Below are 15,725 nucleotides of genomic sequence, written 5' to 3'. Positions count from 1 at the left end.
CCAGCGGTCAGGCACGTGATGGTCATGGGGATTCGAATAATGAAAAACCCTTATGCTCTCGGCTTCTGGTGCGCCATCGTTGCACTGGTGCTGCTTTCTGCGACTTATTTCTACGGTGTCATGCTGGCGCACCAGATCGACAAGGCAATGATCTTTCTCGACAGCGCCAGCGCGCTGATTGCGGTGAGCGCCATTGTCTTCGTGGCCTGGACGTCGTTCCAGACCCAGAAAATCAAGAAAAAACAGCTGGAGCAGGGCAAGACCCTGGTGGCGATCTGGGACACCAAAGTCGCCCTGCGCCGGGTCGAAACCGTGTTCGACCGTTACTTCTGGGGCAGTTACTGGCAGCCGGGGCGGACCTTTCAGGAGGTCATGGGCGAGTTGACCGGCACCCCCCTGGAGAAAAGCCTCGAAGCCCTGAAAAAACAGTGCGTACTGCTGGATAAGCAGGCCGCCGACGGTCGCCACTGGCTGAACAATGCCCGCGAACTGTCCGATGTCGCCGCCGCCATGGCCCGCGAGCGTTATCAACTGGATTTCTGCGACCCGCGTTCGGAAACGCCGGGCGGTGCGGTGATCAACCGCGATTTCGAAGTGCTGGTCTACACCTGGACCGCCCGCCTGAAAAGCTTCGATCATCAGCTCGACGCACTGGAAGTCGAATACTCCGAACATGCGTAGCGGCCGAAGGGAGGCACGCAAACCCTGTAGCCGCTGCCGAGCCCGCGAGGCTGCGACCGGTTGCGCAGCAACCGCAAAACCTGAACCTGCGATCCACCTGGAAAAACGCGTCGCCTGGCCTGGCGACTGCTACGCAGTCGATCGCAGGCTGCGCCAGCGGCTACAAGAACCGCGGCGCCTGTGTAGCCGCTGCCGAGCCCGCGAGGCTGCGATCGGTTGCGCAGCAATCGCAAAACCTGAATCCGCGGTCCACCTGGAAAAATGCGTCGCCTGGCCTGGCGACTGCTACGCAGTCGATCGCAGGCTGCGCCAGCGGCTACAGGAACCGCGGCGCCTGTGTAGCCGCTGCCGAGCCCGCGAGGCTGCGACCGGTTGCGCAGCAACCGCAAAACCTGAATCCGCGGTCCACCTGGAAAAACGCGTCGCCTGGCCTGGCGACCGCTACGTCGGAATGCCGCCCAAGTCGATCGCAGGCTGCGCCAGCGGCTACAGGAACCGTCCCGCACGTTCACTACTTTTCACATGGAAAGGTTGGGCCGCCCGGCCTGGCCGGTGCTAATCTTCGGCAGTTTTACGCACAGTCGAGCCACAACCCGTACCGGGTTCAGGGAAGACGACCACACATTCAACAACGGATCGATCGGGTCAAATAATGAATAAATCAGCAGGCGTACTGTTAGGAATCGTCGTCGCAGTGGGCGCTATCAGCGCCGGCGGCGCCTGGTATACCGGGACCAAGCTGGAAGGGGTGCTGCAAACCTCTATCGCTGATGCCAACAAGGAACTCCAGGCGGCCATGGTCGGTTCCAACGGTACCGCCAGCCTGGAGCTGGTATCGCTGGAGCGCAATCTGTTCAGCAGCACCGCGCGCTACCGCCTCAAGGGCCAGGGCGAGATGTTCGGCGACAGTGCCGAGGGCGTCGAACTGGTGTTCGTCGACCGTATCGAACACGGCCCGCTGCCGTTCTCGCGCCTGATGACCCTGAAATGGCTGCCGGTCATGGCCACCAGTCACTACGAGCTGGAAAAGAACGCCCTGACCGAAAAATGGTTCGCCGCCACCAAGGATGTTTCCCCGCTCAAGGGCGTGGTCAACCTGGGTTACGACCGTTCCGCCACCGGCAACCTGGAGTTGCTGCCGCTGGACACGGCCCTGGACGACAAGTCGACCCTCAAGTTCTCCGGCCTGAAGCTGGACCTCTCGACCAGCGCCCAAGCGCAGAAGGTCAAGGCCGAAGGCTACATGGACAGCCTCAAGCTCAACAGCGTCGCCGAAGACCAGACCCCGGTGCAGGTCGAGCTCAACGGCCTGACCCTGGCCAGCAACCTGACCAAGAGCAACTATGGCTTCTACGTCGGCGACAACACCCTGGAGCTGACCAGCACCAAGGCCACGTTCGGCGAGAAACAGTCGGTGCTCAGCTTCAAGAATTCGCAGATCAAGAGCGCCACCGACGAGAAGGGCGCCCACCTGGCCGGTCGTGCCGACTACAAGATCAGCGAAGTCGCCCTCAACGGCAAAGCCGTCGGTTCGGCGCAAATGGCCTGGAGCATGAAGAACCTCGACATCGCCTCCGGCATGTCGCTGATGCAGGTCTACCAGAACAAGCTGCAACCCTACGAAGACGCCGTCGCCGCGGCCGAAGCCGCCGGGGAGCCAGCGCCCGAGCTGAACCTGAGCGAGGCCGAGCAGGCCCAGGTCAAGGCTGACCTGGACAAGCTGCTGGCTGCCCAGCCGCACATCGCCCTGGAAAACCTCTCGTTCAAGACCGCCAACGGCGAAAGCCGCCTGAGCCTGGTGGTGGACCTGAACAAGCCGCAATCCATGGATCTGCCGCCGGCCGAACTGAGCAAGCAACTGCTCACCCAGCTGAACCTGAACCTGCTGCTGTCCAAGCCGATGATCGCCGACGTGGCGGCGTTGCAGGCGCAACTGGACGGTGTGACCGACGCCAAGGCGATCGCCGACCAGGGCAGCATGGCCGCCGACATGGTCAGCGGCATGGCGCTGGGTACCCAGCTGGCCAAGCTGGAAGGCAACGACATCGTCTCCAAGGTGCGCTACGCCAATAACGAAGTGGACTTCAACGGCCAGAAAATGACGCCTGAGCAGTTCGTCGGTTTTGTCATGAGCAAACTGGGACCCGTCACCATCCAGTAAGCCTCGAAAACCCTCTTCGCGGGGTTTTCAGCCAGAAACGCCCGGCCTCCGTAGCACGGATCTGCCGGGCGTTTTTTTGCCTGCATCCGACGGCAGAACCCCCACCCAGAGCCTCCCTGAACATGGCTACAGGCCACGTCGTTCGCGGATTCGGGCAGAAACGAATCTGAAGAAATATTACATTTGCGCATCTGCATCAGCCTTGCGTGGAAGACTCCGCCCCAATCTGGCCGAGTCATCTGATTCGGCTTCCTGGCACGTATCAGGCGGGGGACACAAGACCCCGGCTAGCCATGTAAGGACGCTGAAGAAAATGCCGCCCATTGTTCACCCCGTTCGCCTTTATGGTTTGCGACCGCTGTTTCGCCTGGCGTTATGCAGCCAATTGCTGTGGCCGACCCTGGCCCTTGCCGACCCGGCGTACGACCGCCTGATTCTCGACGCCCGCGCCGGCAGCTATGCGCCAGCCCTGAGCCATTTGCGCCAGGTGCCGGCCGAGCGCCTGAACACCGGGCTGGTCAGCGACCACCTGCAGATCGCCAGCTGGGCCGGCCTTGACGCCGAGGTGGTGAATGTCTATGAAACCCAGGCCCGTGGCCGGGTGCTGCCGATCCAGGCGCTGACCGCCACCGCCCGTGCCTACCGTAATCTGCAGCGCTGGGACTCGGCGATCCAGGTCTACCGCCTGGCCCTCGAACGCGACCCGCGCAATCCCGACCTGCAACTGGGCCTGGCCCTGACCCAGGCCGACGCCGGCAAGCCCGAGGAAGCCGTGCGCCGCGCCCGCGAGCTGGTGGCGGCCAAGCCTGACGATGCCACCCGCCGCCTGGCCCTGGGCTACGCCCTGACCCGCGCCGGTTCGCCGTATGACGCGCTGTTCGAGTTCGACCAGGCGTTCATCCGCGCCGGCACCCGGCCGGAAGTCGCCCGCGAATACCTGTTCGCCCTGCAACGGGCGCGCCTGCCGGAACCGGCCTTGCGCCTGGCCCGCCAGCGCCCGGGGCTGATCGATCCCGTCATAGAACGTCGCCTGCAAGGCGACCTGGCCGCCGAGCGTGTGCGCCTGGCCGAGCTGGCCACCCGCAGCGAGAAAGAGCGTTATGTCATCGCCGACCGCGCCCTGGCCGATTACGACCAGTTGCTCGCCACCTGGACCCCGGACCCGGCGGCCAAGGACGACGTGACCCGCTGGCGCATCGACCGCATGGGCGCGCTCAAGGCCCGGGCGCGTACCGCCCAGGTGATCGACCAATACCACAAGCTGACCGCCGAAGACGTGGCCATCCCCACCTACGCCCTGCGCTGGGTGGCGGCCTCCTACCTGGACCAGCGCCAGCCGGAGATCGCCAGCGACCTCTATCGCCAGGTGCTGGCGGCGCCGGATGCCGATGTCAGCGACCGCGTCGAAGACAGCACCGCGCTGTATTACGCCTTGCTGGAAAGCGACCGCCCACAGGAGGCGCAACAGGTCGCCGACGACCTGGCCAGGAACCAGAAGCCGCGGGTCGAGCTCAAGGGCTTGCCGGTGGGCAACCCCAACGATGAATGGATGGACGCCCAGCAACTCGCCGCGCAGTCCGGCACCTACAGCGCCGACCTGCCGGGCAGCGAGCAGCGCCTGGCCAGCCTGGTGGACCAGGCGCCGGGCAATATCGGCCTGCGCGTGGCCCAGGCCAACCTGTACCAGGCCCGGGACTGGCCGCGCCGCGCCGAGGGCCTGCTCAAGGAAACCGAGAGCATGGCGCCGCGCGATGTCGGCCTCGAGGTCGCCCAGGGCCACACCGCCCAGGACCTGCAGGAATGGCGTCAGCTCGATGCCCTGACCGACGACGTGGTGCAGCGTTATCCCGACAACCGTCAGGTGCAGCGCCTGGCCCGCCAGCGCCAAGTGCACGACATGGCCGAGCTGCGGGTCGAAACCTATGGCGGCAAGAGCTACGGCGGCGGCAACAGCGGCGCCGGCGCGGTTTCCGGCAGCAAGGATTTCGGCATCGAGACAGTGCTCTACAGCCCGCCGATCGATGAAGACTGGCGGCTGTTCGGCGGCCTCGGCTATGCCACCGGCGACTTCCAGGAAGGCACCGGGCATCACCGCTGGCAGCGTATCGGCGTGGAGCGCCGGACCCGCGACATGACCCTGGAAGCGGAAGTCTCCAACCACTCCTACGGCTTCGACGACAAGCAGGGCGCGCGGCTGTCCCTGGCCCGCGACATCGACGATCACTGGCAGTACGGCGGCAGCCTGGAATACCTCTCGGCCAATACCCCGCTGCGGGCGCTCAACAGCAACATCTACGCCAATGGCGGCAGCGCGTTCCTGCGCTGGCGGGCCAACGAGAGCCGTGAATGGCGGCTGGCCCTGAGCCCCTCGCATTTCAGCGACGGCAACAACCGTTTCGAGGCCCTGCTCACCGGTCGCGAGGGTGTCTATGCCACGCCGCACGTGCAGGTCGACCTGGGCCTGGAAGTCGGCGCCAGCCGCAACACCAAGGAAGACACGCCCTACTTCAACCCCAGGTCGGACTTCACGGTGCTGCCGACGGTGAACGTCAACCACGTGCTCTATCACCGCTACGAAACCTCCTGGAGCCAGCAGTTCCAGGTGGGCGCCGGTACCTACAGCCAGCGCGATTACTCCACCGGGGCGATCGGCCTGCTCAGCTATGGCCAGCGCGTGACCTGGAATGACGTGTTCGAAGCCGGGGCCGCCCTGAGCGTGCTCAACCGGCCTTACGACGGCGACCGGGAAACCGACCTGCGCCTGCTCCTCGACCTTACCTATCGCTTCTAGAAGAGTCCGAAGATGCCTCCGATGACCCGTTGCATCCTCCTGCTGGGAGCCCTGATTCTCAGCGCCTGCGCCCAGCCCGCCGCGGATTTCCTGCCGCCGGCGCAGCGCCCGGTGCCCGCCAGCGAAACCCCGTGGCCGAAAAACCACGTGCTGGGCATTGCCTACCACGACGTCGAAGACCGCGACCCCGACCAGGCGGTGGTGGCCGTGCGCACCGAACGCTTGATCGAACAGCTGGCCTGGCTGCGCGAGAACGGCTACCAGCCGGTCACCGTGGACCAGATCATGGCGGCGCGCAAAGGCGGCCCCGAGCTGCCGGCCAAGGCCGTGCTGCTGAGCTTCGACGACGGTTATGCGAGCTTCTACACCCGCGTGCTGCCGGTGCTGCGCAGCTACAACTGGCATGCCCTGCTGGCGCCGGTGGGGGCGTGGGTCGATACCCCGCTGAACCAGCCGGTGGACTTTGCCGGCACCCCGCGCAAGCGCTCGGACTTCCTGACCTGGCAGCAGGTCCGCGAGATTTCCCGTTCCGGCCTGGTGGAAATCGCCGCCCACACCGATGCCAACCACAAGGGCGTGCTGGCCAACCCCCAGGGCAACCTGCAACCGGCCGCCGCCACCCGGCGTTATGACGCCAGCAGCGGGCGCTATGAAAGCGAGGCCGAGTTCGAGGCGCGCCTGCGCAGCGACGTGGCGGCCATTTCGAAAAAAATCCGCGCCGCCACCGGCTACAGCCCGCGCGTCTGGGTCTGGCCCTACGGCGCCGCCGACGGCACCGCGCTGCGGGTGGTGGGCGAGCAGGGCTACGACATGGCCCTGACCCTCGACGACGGCCTCGATGCCCTCGACAACCTGATGAGCAGCCCGCGGTTCCTGGTGTCCTCGGACCCGGATGGCATCCACTTCTCCAACAGCATCGTCGGCGTCGAAGCCAGCAACCCGATGCGCGTGGCCCATGTCGACCTGGACAACGTCTACGACCCGGACCCGCAGCAGCAGGAAATCAACCTCGGCAAGCTGGTCCAGCGCATGGCCGACCTGGGCGTGAATACCGTGTTCCTGCAAGCCTTCGCCGACCCCAAGGGCGATGGCCTGGTGCACTCGCTGTACTTCGCCAACCGTCACCTGCCGGTGCGCGCCGACATCTTCGATCGGGTCGCCTGGCAACTGCGCACCCGGGCCAACGTCAAGGTCTTCGCCTGGATGCCGGTGCTGAGTTTCGCCCTCGACCCGAGCCTGCCGCGCGTGACCCGCTGGGACCCGGAAACCGGTCAGGTCGCGGCCGACCCCGACCAGTACCGGCGCCTGTCGCCGTTCGACCCGAAGGTGCGACGCATCATCGGTGAGATCTACGAGGACGTGGCGCGCCTGACCTCGGTGGACGGCATCCTCTACCACGACGACGCGGTGCTCTCCGACTTCGAAGACGCCAGCCCCGAAGCGCTGCGCACCTACGCCGCCAACGGCCTGCCCGGTTCGATCGCCGCCTTGCGCGCCGATCCGGCGACCCTGCAGCGCTGGACCCGCTTCAAGAGCCGCTACCTGATCGACTTCACCCATGAGCTGACCGCCAAGGTCAAGGCGATCCGCGGGCCGCAGGTGCTGACCGCGCGCAACCTGTTCGCCGAGCCGATGCTCAACCCGCAGAGCGAAGCCTGGTTCGCCCAGAACCTCGACGACTTCCTCGCCAACTACGACTGGACCGCGCCGATGGCCATGCCGTTGATGGAGGGCCAGCAGCGCAAGGCTTCCGGCGCCTGGCTGGAGCAACTGGTGGCCACGGTCAAGGCACGCCCCGGCGCGCTCAACCGTACCGTCTTCGAACTGCAGGCCCGGGACTGGGCACAAAAACCGGCGAGCGATATCGACGCCGCGCAGATGGCCGACTGGATGGGCCGACTCAAGCGCCAGGGCGCGACCAGTTTCGGCTACTACCCGGATAACTTTCTCGAGAACTCGCCGGACCTGAAAACCATCCGTCCTGCGCTCTCCACCAAGTGGAATCCTTAAATCATGTTGGATCGACTGCTAGCCCTGCTCGTTCTGGCGATTGTCCTCGGTGTGCCGCTGGGCCTGATCTTCCTGGTGACCGGCCAGTTCCTGATGGACTTCGTGTTCTTCTACCCGCTGTTCATGTCCGGCCTGTGGATCGCCGGCGGCCTGTACTTCTGGCTGCACTGGGAACGCCACTGGCCCTGGAAGGACGACACCTTGCCGCCGGCGCTGGCGGGCGAGCCGCTGATCAGCATCCTGATCCCTTGCTACAACGAGGGCGACAACGCGGCGGACACCATCCACGCGGCGCTGGCCCAGCACTACCCGAACATCGAAGTCATCGCGATCAACGACGGCTCCAAGGACAACACCGCGCAAGTGCTGGACGCCCTGGCGCTGGAGGATCCACGGCTGCGGGTGATGCACCTGGCCCAAAACCAGGGCAAGGCCGTGGCCCTGCGCATGGGTGCCGTGGCGGCGCGCAGCGAATACCTGGTGTGCATCGACGGTGATGCGCTGCTGGCGCCGAACACTGCGGCCTACCTGGTGGCGCCGCTGCTGGAGAATGCGCGCCTGGGCGCGGTGACCGGCAACCCGCGGATCCGTACCCGCTCGACCCTGGTGGGCCGGGTCCAGGTGGGCGAGTTCTCCTCGATCATCGGCCTGATCAAGCGCACCCAGCGGGTGTTCGGGCGGATCTTCACAGTCTCCGGGGTGATTGTCGCCTTCCGCCGCTCGGCCCTGCACCGGGTCGGCTACTGGAGCCCGGACATGATCACCGAAGACATCGACATCAGCTGGAAGCTGCAACTCGATCACTGGAGCATCTTCTACGAGCCACGGGCGCTGTGCTGGATCCTCATGCCGGAAACCCTGCACGGCCTGTGGAAGCAGCGCTTGCGCTGGGCCCAGGGCGGCGCCGAGGTGCTGTTCAAGAACATCCGCGGGATCTGGCAATGGCGCCACCGCTACCTGTGGCCGCTGCTGTTCGAATACTGCCTGTCCACCGGCTGGGCCTTCACCTTCCTGCTGTCGGTGATCTTCTGGGGCGTCGGCAAGTTCATCGTCATGCCCGAGGCCATCGCCGTCGACCGCCTGATGCCGCCGGCCTTCACCGGGCTGGTGCTGGCGATGGTCTGCCTGCTGCAGTTCGCGGTCAGCATCCTGATCGACCGCCGCTATGAAAAGGGCTTGGGCAAGACCATGTTCTGGGTGGTCTGGTACCCCCTGGTGTTCTGGCTCGTCAGCCTGTTCACCACCCTTGTCAGTTTCCCCAAGGTGCTGTTCAGCCAACACCAGAAGCGTGCGCGCTGGGTCAGCCCCGACCGTGGCATCAAGCCCATAGATGATGAAGAGGAGGCTCGCTGATGAAGATCATCAGAACCCGTCAACGCCCAGTGCTGGTGCTCGTCGATGCGGCGTTCACCGTGCTGGCCTGGATCGGCCTGGTGTACCTGCTGGTACGCGGCCTGTGGCCGCTGATCGACACCCACGACGGCCCGCGCATCGAAATCGGCGTGCTCGAGGCGCTCGGCACCTTGCAGATCTACCTGTGGGTGGCCCTGCTCAACGCCGCCGTGCTGATCCTCTGGGCGCGTTACCAGCAGCGCAAGAGCAAAAGCTTTGCCCGGCGCCGCCTGCCGTCGCCGGCGGTGGACGACCGGCGCCTGAGCGAAAGCTTCAAGCTCAGCGCCGCCAACTTTGCGCGCATGCGCCAGCCCGGAACCATGACGGTGCACAACGACGAGGAGGGCGGCATCAGCCTTGTCACCACCGGCTTCATGCGCCTCAACGCCGAACGTGCACCGCATGCGCCGTTGCTGGCGGATGCCGTGCAACGCTGATTGAAGGTGGCAGGGTCAGGGCGACCGGGTAACAATCCCGGTTGCCGTCGAAAAAAGCCCCGGAGCTGAAAAAAACCGGGGTTTTTTCGTTTACAAGCGGCTGCGGCTCAAGCTCAATCAGCCTCCAAGCTCCAAGCTCCAAGCTCCAAGCTCCAAGCTCCAAGCGCGACGCTTCGTCGCGCAGCTATAGTCTCCAGGCTCCTGTTTCCAGGCTCCGATGAACCCATTCGCAGAAGGTGCTCGCGTATGTCCCGTTTTGCTTCTCTCAATACCTGGCTGGCCGCCAGCGCCGTCCTGCTGTGCCTGCAGTTGCCGGCCCAGGCCCAGGCCCAGGAGCGTTTCACCCTGAACGTGCCCGGTGTCTCGGACAACCGCCTGTTCACCCCGGCCAGCGCCAGCGATGCCAAGGGCTGTGGCGGGCATAACCTGTCGCCGGCCCTGGCCTGGACCGCCGGCCCCGAAGGCACCCGCAGCTACGCCATCGTGATGCACGACCCGGACGGCGCCAAAGGCCAGGGTATCGATCACTGGGTGCATTACGGGATCAAGGCCACGACCCGGCAGATCGCCGCGGGCGCGGGGGCCAAGGGCACCCTGGAAGGGCTGGGCGGCACCAACAGCAAAGGCACCACCACCTACGTCGGCCCGTGCCCGCCGGTGGGCGACAGCGCGCACCACTACATCATCCAGATCTACGCCCTGGAGCTGGCGCCTGACGCCTTGCCGGCCGGCCTGACCCGTGCCCAGCTGCTGGAGAAGATCAACGGCCACGTGCTGCGTAACAGCAGCGTGGTGCGGCGCTACCTGCGCTAAGAAAAAAATTTCCGGGGCTTAACCCGAATCGCCCAGGGGCTTCGTCTGAAGGGGGGAATGGATCAATTTTTCCCGAGGTCAGCCCCCATGTTCCTTCCTCCGTACTACCTTCGCCCCGCCGTTCAAGGGTGCGCCGCCGGGTTGCTGTTGGCCATGGCCGGTTGCGGCCCGTCCGCGCCGGATACCCGGGGCGCAGCCTTGCCCGTCGAGGGCGCGGTCGCACCCCAGGCCGCCGCGCCCTCGCCGAGCGAGGCCCAGCGCGCCGATGTGATCCTGGCCGGATACAACAACGCCAAGGCGCTCGCCCCGACGCCCCTGCACACCTCGATGATGACGCGCGAATCGCTGCCCGCCGGCTATCGCGCCGAGCCGCGGGAGCAGTACCAGAACTTGCCGGACAACCCGATCCAGAGCGTGGCGCAGGCCCCGGTCTCGACCTTCAGCGTCGACGTCGATACCGGCGCCTACGCCAACGTCCGGCGCCTGCTCAACCAGGGCAGCCTGCCGCCGCAAGGCGCGGTGCGCCTGGAAGAACTGGTCAATTACTTCCCCTACGATTACGCCCTGCCCGGCGATGGTTCGCCGTTTGGCGTGACCACCGAGATCGCGCCGTCGCCCTGGAACCCCCACATCCGCCTGCTGCGCATCGGCATCAAGGCTTCGGATCGCACCGTTGCCGAGTTGGCGCCGGCCAACCTGGTGTTCCTGGTGGACGTCTCCGGCTCCATGGATCGCCGCGAGGGCCTGCCGCTGGTGCAAAGCACCCTCAAGCTGCTGGTCGACCAGTTGCGCGAGCAGGACCGGGTGTCGCTGGTGGTGTATGCCGGTGAATCGCGGGTGGTGCTGGAGCCCACTTCCGGGCGCGACAAGGCGAAGATCCGCAACGCCATCGAGCAACTGACGGCGGGCGGTTCCACCGCCGGCGCCTCGGGCATCCAGCTGGCGTACCAGATGGCCCGCCAGGGCTTCATCAAGAACGGCATCAACCGCATCCTGCTGGCCACCGACGGTGACTTCAACGTTGGCATCAGCGACTTCGACCGCCTCAAGCAGATGGCCGTCGAGCAGCGTAAAAGCGGTGTGTCGCTGACCACCCTCGGCTTTGGCGTGGACAACTACAACGAGCACCTGATGGAGCAACTGGCCGACGCCGGCGATGGCAACTACGCCTACATCGACAACCTGCGCGAGGCGCGCAAGGTCCTGGTGGACCAGCTCGGCTCGACCCTGGCGGTGGTGGCCAAGGACGTGAAGCTGCAGGTGGAATTCAATCCGGCCCAGGTCAGCGAATATCGCCTGCTGGGCTACGAGAACCGCGCGCTGAAACGCGAGGACTTCAACAACGACAAGGTCGATGCCGGCGAGATCGGCGCCGGGCATACGGTCACCGCGCTGTATGAAATCGTGCCCAAGGGCGAGCAGGGCTGGCTGGAGCCGCTGCGTTATGGCCAGGCCCAGGCGTCGTCGGAATCGAACAGCAAGGGCGACGAACTGGCCATGCTGCGGGTGCGCTACCAGGCCCCGCAAGGCGGCAGCAGCCGGCTGATCGAGCGGCCGATCCTGGCTTCGCAGCAGCATGGCAAACTTGCCCAGGCCAGCGATGATCTAAGATTTTCCGCAGCCGTGGCGGCGTTCGCCCAGCAGCTCAAGGACGGTCGCTACACCGGCGACTTCGGCCTCAAGGACACCGTCGCCCTGGCCCGCGGCGCCAAGGGCGAAGACCGTTTCGGCCTGCGTGGCGAGTTCGTGCAACTGGTGGAACTGGCGCAGAGCCTGCAGACTGCCGCTCCGGCGGATCAACCGGGACGCTCCGGGGAGGCCTTGAGCCGCCGTGAGTAACGTCATGACCCACCACCAGAAGGAGTTCAGCACGACCATGCCTGCGGTGAACCGGTCAGGACCCGCCAGCAGCGACGAAACGCTGCTGGCGCGTTATCGCGCGGGTGACAGCGCTGCCTTCGAGGTCCTCTACCAACGCCATCGCCAGGGGCTGTACCGGTTTCTGCTGAGCCTGTGCGACAAGGCCGAGCTGGCCGACGAGGTCTACCAGGACACCTGGCTCAGCCTGATCCGCACCAGCAGCGCGCCACAGGGCCGGGCCAGTTTTCGCACCTGGCTGTACCAGATCGCCCGCAACCGCCTGATCGACCACTGGCGCAAGCACGGCCTGCGCAACCCGCTGCACGACAGCTACGACGAGCAGTTGCATGAGCTGGCCGATGACGCCAGCGGCCCGGAACAGCACCTGAGCCTGAGCCGTGAACGGCAGCGCATCGACGCCGCCTTGCAGGACCTGCCCGCCGACCAGCGCGAAGTATTCCTGCTGCGCGCCCACGGCGAACTGGAATTGCCGCAGATCGCCAGCCTTACCGATACGCCGCTGGAAACGGTGAAAAGCCGTTTCCGTTATGCGCTGAAAAAACTGCGTCGGCTCCTGGCCGAGGAGGTACTGACATGACTGACGCCCGACAGCTTCCGCCCACCGAAGAAGAGCGCATGCTCGAGCACATTCGCCAGCACAGCCACGGCGAACCGCCGGCCAGCCTCGACGCCCTGATCATGGCCACGGCCCGCCGCGAAGCCCCGGCGCCTAAACCTTCCCTGTGGCAACGCTGGTTCGATCTGTGCCGCCAGCCGCGCTGGCAAGTGGCGTTCGCCGGCCTGTTTGGCGTGACCTTGTTGCTGGGCGTGTTGCAGCGCACTCCAGAGCCTGCGCCCCGCCAGGTGCTCGCCCCGGCGCCCATGGCCAAGGCCGCGGCCCCCCAGCTGGCGCGCCGCCAGGCCGAATCCACTGCAGCCTCCGCAGAGTCGGCCCGTGCCGAATCACGCATGGATGCATCGGACCACTTCGAGTTGGCTACCACACCGCATGCCAGCGGCGCCTTGTCGGCGCCCGCTCCCGCCGCCCCCGTGGCGGGCCTGCCGCTGACCCGGGACACCGAAGCTTTCGCCGGTAAACCTTATGAGTCCCTGGGGCACCTGGCGTCGTTTCCGGGCAAGGAGCAGGGCGAGCGCGAGGCGCCGGAGTCGATTCTCGACGACGCCCTGCGTGAGGTGTTGCGGCTGCGCCAGACCGGCCAGGACAAGATCGCCGACCAGTACATCATTGCCTTGAAACAGCGCTTCCCCGACGAGGAGATTGCCGATCGACTGGAGGCTTTGCAGAAACCCTGAGGGTAAACGCGCGCAAGTAATGGCCTGGCACCCGGAAAACGCGCACTATCGAGCCAGTTTCCTGAAAGTGAGAGGCTGGCCATGGCGCCACGCATCGACCGTATCGCTGCACTGTTGAATTGCCCGACCAAGGGCGCGGATATCCGCCAGGCCATCAAGGAGAGTCGCAAGGACTTTCTGCTCGAGGCCGAGGAAGAAGATGAAGACCCGCAGCAGGCCCAGCCTGCCGCGGATCAGGATGAGTCGACGCAGAAGCGGCAGACGCCAGACTGAAACCCGGAGCCTTTACTTGCGGGCGGGCGCGCGTTTCACGTTCTGGCCCTTGGCCTCGATGGCCAGGGCAATCGCCTTGTAGCAGTCGTAGAACAGTTCCTGGTTCTTGAACATGTTCTCCACCAGTTCCATCTTGCCGTCGCTGTGCTGGACGCGGATGAAACGCTGGTTGAAGACTTCCACCAGCTCGACGTCCGCGATATTGATCAGGCGAATCTCGCGGATCTTCGAACTGAAGTTGCTGACCGGGGCCACCAGCTTCTTGTCCGTCAGCACCACATAACGATTGCCGGCACCGCGCAGGAAGATCAGCGCACCGGCGACGGCGACGGTCATGGCCACGCCCACGACGCCAAGCAGTTGCATGACCAGATGACCATTGAGCCCCAGGGCCTCTAGCAGCCGGATCACGCCGTTGTTCTCGCTGGGTGTGCCGAACACCGCGAACAGCGAAAGCCCGCCGAAGACCAGGCCCGCCAGGGTCATTTTCTTGTAGTTGGGCCCGTAGTAATAACGCGCCTGGTGCGATGGCGCGGTATTAGCGGAAAGGTTCGAGATATTCATCGTGTGGGGTCTTCCATGAGTCTGGCCGAGAAAAGGCGGGTATCTGCTCGGTAATGGGCAGCGCGCAGGCATCATCGCAAAAAAGAGCGGAGATACCTAAACCGGCAGCAGGCGCATTCAAGTGTAAGGCGAAGCGGGCAGGTCGATGAACTCGGTGGCGGCACCGTCCTCGGCCATGCGCCGGGCTCGCTCCGGCAGCAGCCGGGCGTGGTTTTCCAGCTGCCAGCGATACCAGCTCAGGCGCTGGACTATCCGTCGTCGGCAAGGGGCTGGCAGCTGCGCCAGCAGGTCGGCGCTGTCGGGCGCCCAGCGGGCCCGGGTCGAGTAGTAGCCGAACAGGTTTTCCCGCAGGCCGAAGCAGTCCTCGAAGCTTTCCTCGATGCTGTGCACATAGAGCTCGAAGCCGGCGCTCAACTGCTGTTCGCCGTTGGCGTTATCGCGCAGGTAGGCGAATATCCCCGGCCAGTTGATGCAGAACAGGTGCTCGTCCCAATCGCCGTCCCGGGTCAGGTACTCACCCTGGCCGCGAAAGAACTGCGGTATTTCCTGGCGCGCCAGGGCCCGTTCAAAGTTGCTGCTCATGCCGCTCTTCCTCTCGTGAGCCCTGGACGTTGGCGATGCCGACGGACTGCGCCACGCATTCGATGACGCAGTCGAAGCCGATGTCCAGGCGCAGGTAAAAACCAGGCTGCAAGTGTGTGAGCTGGGTACGCATACGCCCGTCGAAACGCGTGCCGCTGACGTGCAGTTCGCTGATGCCCTGGATCTTCAGGTCCAGGCGGCAGTGGGTCAGCGCCTGGCTGGCCGGCCAGGTGGATGGCAGGGACTGGCGCAGCATCGGGCCTGCCAACTGCAGGCTCAGTTGCTCGCCCTGGAACTGTGGGCCCGGGGTGTGCAGGTCGTAGGGCGTGGCCGCCACATCGAATACGGCTTTCCAGGCTTGGGGATTGTCGACGCTGAACAGCCAGTCGCGGGAGCCGCGATCCCGCGCCGGGATCGCCCGGCATTCGGCCAGGGACGGCAATCGGGCGCGGATCAGGTCGTCGTGCCACAGCTGCCGGGCCGCCAGGAGCAGGCGCTGGAAGAAGTCCCGGCTGTCGTCGATCTGCGCCGGCCAGCCGGTGGGCCATTGATCGTAGTCGTAGTCGTCTTCAACGGGTTCCCAAACCTCCTCGAAGTCGAAGTCCGGATCGTCCAGGGCCGCTTGCAGGACCTCCACCAACCGCTGCCGGTGACGGAAATTCTCCCGGTCGTTGAAGTGCGCCAGGCAGTAATGGCGGATCAGGTGTTCGCGATCATCGGGGTCGTTGGGGTCGTAGCGGCTCAGCTCTGCATCCAGTGCCGGGGGCATGTCATAGCCGATGAAACAGCCGATCCAGGAACGCAGGTCCGGCTGATAAGGCTGGTTGAGCAAAGGATGGCGCAGCAT

General features: G+C 65.3%; 14 protein-coding genes. 11 read left to right on the top strand and 3 right to left on the bottom strand.

Features of this window, described 5'->3' with window-relative positions:
* The first annotated feature begins 39 nt into the window (after nucleotides 1-39).
* From J4D28_RS24635 to J4D28_RS24585, 11 genes are all read left to right on the top strand, one after another.
* Entirely contained in the window at nucleotides 40-681 is a 642-nt protein-coding gene (locus tag J4D28_RS24635) for a hypothetical protein (RefSeq protein WP_016705008.1), read from the top strand.
* Nucleotides 682-1,333: 652 nt separating this feature from the next.
* Nucleotides 1,334-2,842, top strand: coding sequence for a YdgA family protein (locus J4D28_RS24630; protein ID WP_009046363.1), 1,509 nt, complete (start codon nucleotides 1,334-1,336; stop codon nucleotides 2,840-2,842).
* 313 nt (nucleotides 2,843-3,155) lie between these two features.
* The gene (gene pgaA, locus J4D28_RS24625) at nucleotides 3,156-5,633 is read left to right on the top strand and encodes a poly-beta-1,6 N-acetyl-D-glucosamine export porin PgaA (protein WP_103331585.1); all 2,478 of its coding nucleotides are present in this window, start codon (nucleotides 3,156-3,158) and stop codon (nucleotides 5,631-5,633) included.
* Between the two features lie 12 nt (nucleotides 5,634-5,645).
* Nucleotides 5,646-7,643 (top strand): poly-beta-1,6-N-acetyl-D-glucosamine N-deacetylase PgaB, encoded by a 1,998-nt coding sequence (gene pgaB, locus J4D28_RS24620; RefSeq protein WP_028681515.1) that lies wholly within the window; start codon nucleotides 5,646-5,648, stop codon nucleotides 7,641-7,643.
* 3 nt (nucleotides 7,644-7,646) lie between these two features.
* Nucleotides 7,647-8,996, top strand: coding sequence for a poly-beta-1,6-N-acetyl-D-glucosamine synthase (gene pgaC, locus J4D28_RS24615; protein WP_103331586.1), 1,350 nt, complete (start codon nucleotides 7,647-7,649; stop codon nucleotides 8,994-8,996).
* Nucleotides 8,996-9,472 carry a poly-beta-1,6-N-acetyl-D-glucosamine biosynthesis protein PgaD gene (gene pgaD / locus J4D28_RS24610; RefSeq protein WP_028681516.1) on the top strand — a complete coding sequence of 159 codons (477 nt, stop codon included), beginning with the start codon at nucleotides 8,996-8,998 and terminating at the stop codon, nucleotides 9,470-9,472. Before pgaC ends, pgaD begins: the two co-directional genes overlap by 1 nt.
* A 246-nt stretch (nucleotides 9,473-9,718) precedes the next feature.
* Nucleotides 9,719-10,285 carry a YbhB/YbcL family Raf kinase inhibitor-like protein gene (locus J4D28_RS24605; protein ID WP_103331588.1) on the top strand — a complete coding sequence of 189 codons (567 nt, stop codon included), beginning with the start codon at nucleotides 9,719-9,721 and terminating at the stop codon, nucleotides 10,283-10,285.
* Between the two features lie 87 nt (nucleotides 10,286-10,372).
* Complete coding sequence (locus tag J4D28_RS24600; RefSeq protein WP_103331589.1) at nucleotides 10,373-12,124, top strand: VWA domain-containing protein; 1,752 nt, start codon at nucleotides 10,373-10,375, stop codon at nucleotides 12,122-12,124.
* 37 nt (nucleotides 12,125-12,161) lie between these two features.
* On the top strand, nucleotides 12,162-12,743 hold the full coding sequence (locus J4D28_RS24595; protein WP_028681518.1) for an RNA polymerase sigma factor: 582 nt from the start codon (nucleotides 12,162-12,164) through the stop codon (nucleotides 12,741-12,743).
* Nucleotides 12,740-13,459 (top strand): hypothetical protein, encoded by a 720-nt coding sequence (locus J4D28_RS24590; protein ID WP_028681519.1) that lies wholly within the window; start codon nucleotides 12,740-12,742, stop codon nucleotides 13,457-13,459. Before J4D28_RS24595 ends, J4D28_RS24590 begins: the two co-directional genes overlap by 4 nt.
* An 81-nt stretch (nucleotides 13,460-13,540) precedes the next feature.
* Nucleotides 13,541-13,732, top strand: a complete 192-nt coding sequence (locus J4D28_RS24585; RefSeq protein ID WP_009046372.1) for a hypothetical protein — start codon at nucleotides 13,541-13,543, stop codon at nucleotides 13,730-13,732.
* A 12-nt stretch (nucleotides 13,733-13,744) separates the two neighbouring features.
* Here J4D28_RS24585 and J4D28_RS24580 read toward each other — a convergent pair whose 3' ends face one another.
* The 3 genes from J4D28_RS24580 to J4D28_RS24570 all read right to left on the bottom strand — a co-directional run bounded on the left by J4D28_RS24580 (nucleotide 13,745) and on the right by J4D28_RS24570 (nucleotide 15,725).
* A complete protein-coding gene (locus J4D28_RS24580; protein WP_009046373.1) occupies nucleotides 13,745-14,296 on the bottom strand; it encodes a hypothetical protein in 552 nt (183 codons plus the stop codon).
* A gap of 117 nt (nucleotides 14,297-14,413) precedes the next feature.
* Entirely contained in the window at nucleotides 14,414-14,878 is a 465-nt protein-coding gene (locus J4D28_RS24575) for a hypothetical protein (protein ID WP_041985295.1), read from the bottom strand.
* Nucleotides 14,862-15,725 carry a hypothetical protein gene (locus J4D28_RS24570; protein ID WP_103331590.1) on the bottom strand — a complete coding sequence of 288 codons (864 nt, stop codon included), beginning with the start codon at nucleotides 15,723-15,725 and terminating at the stop codon, nucleotides 14,862-14,864. Before J4D28_RS24570 ends, J4D28_RS24575 begins: the two co-directional genes overlap by 17 nt.

Source organism: Pseudomonas sp. GW531-T4 (assembly GCF_017349615.1).
In the GTDB taxonomy this organism is placed as follows: domain Bacteria; phylum Pseudomonadota; class Gammaproteobacteria; order Pseudomonadales; family Pseudomonadaceae; genus Aquipseudomonas; species Aquipseudomonas chlororaphis_I.
Note: the sequence above shows the minus strand (reverse complement) of the source record. Positions and strands in the feature narration are given on the sequence as shown.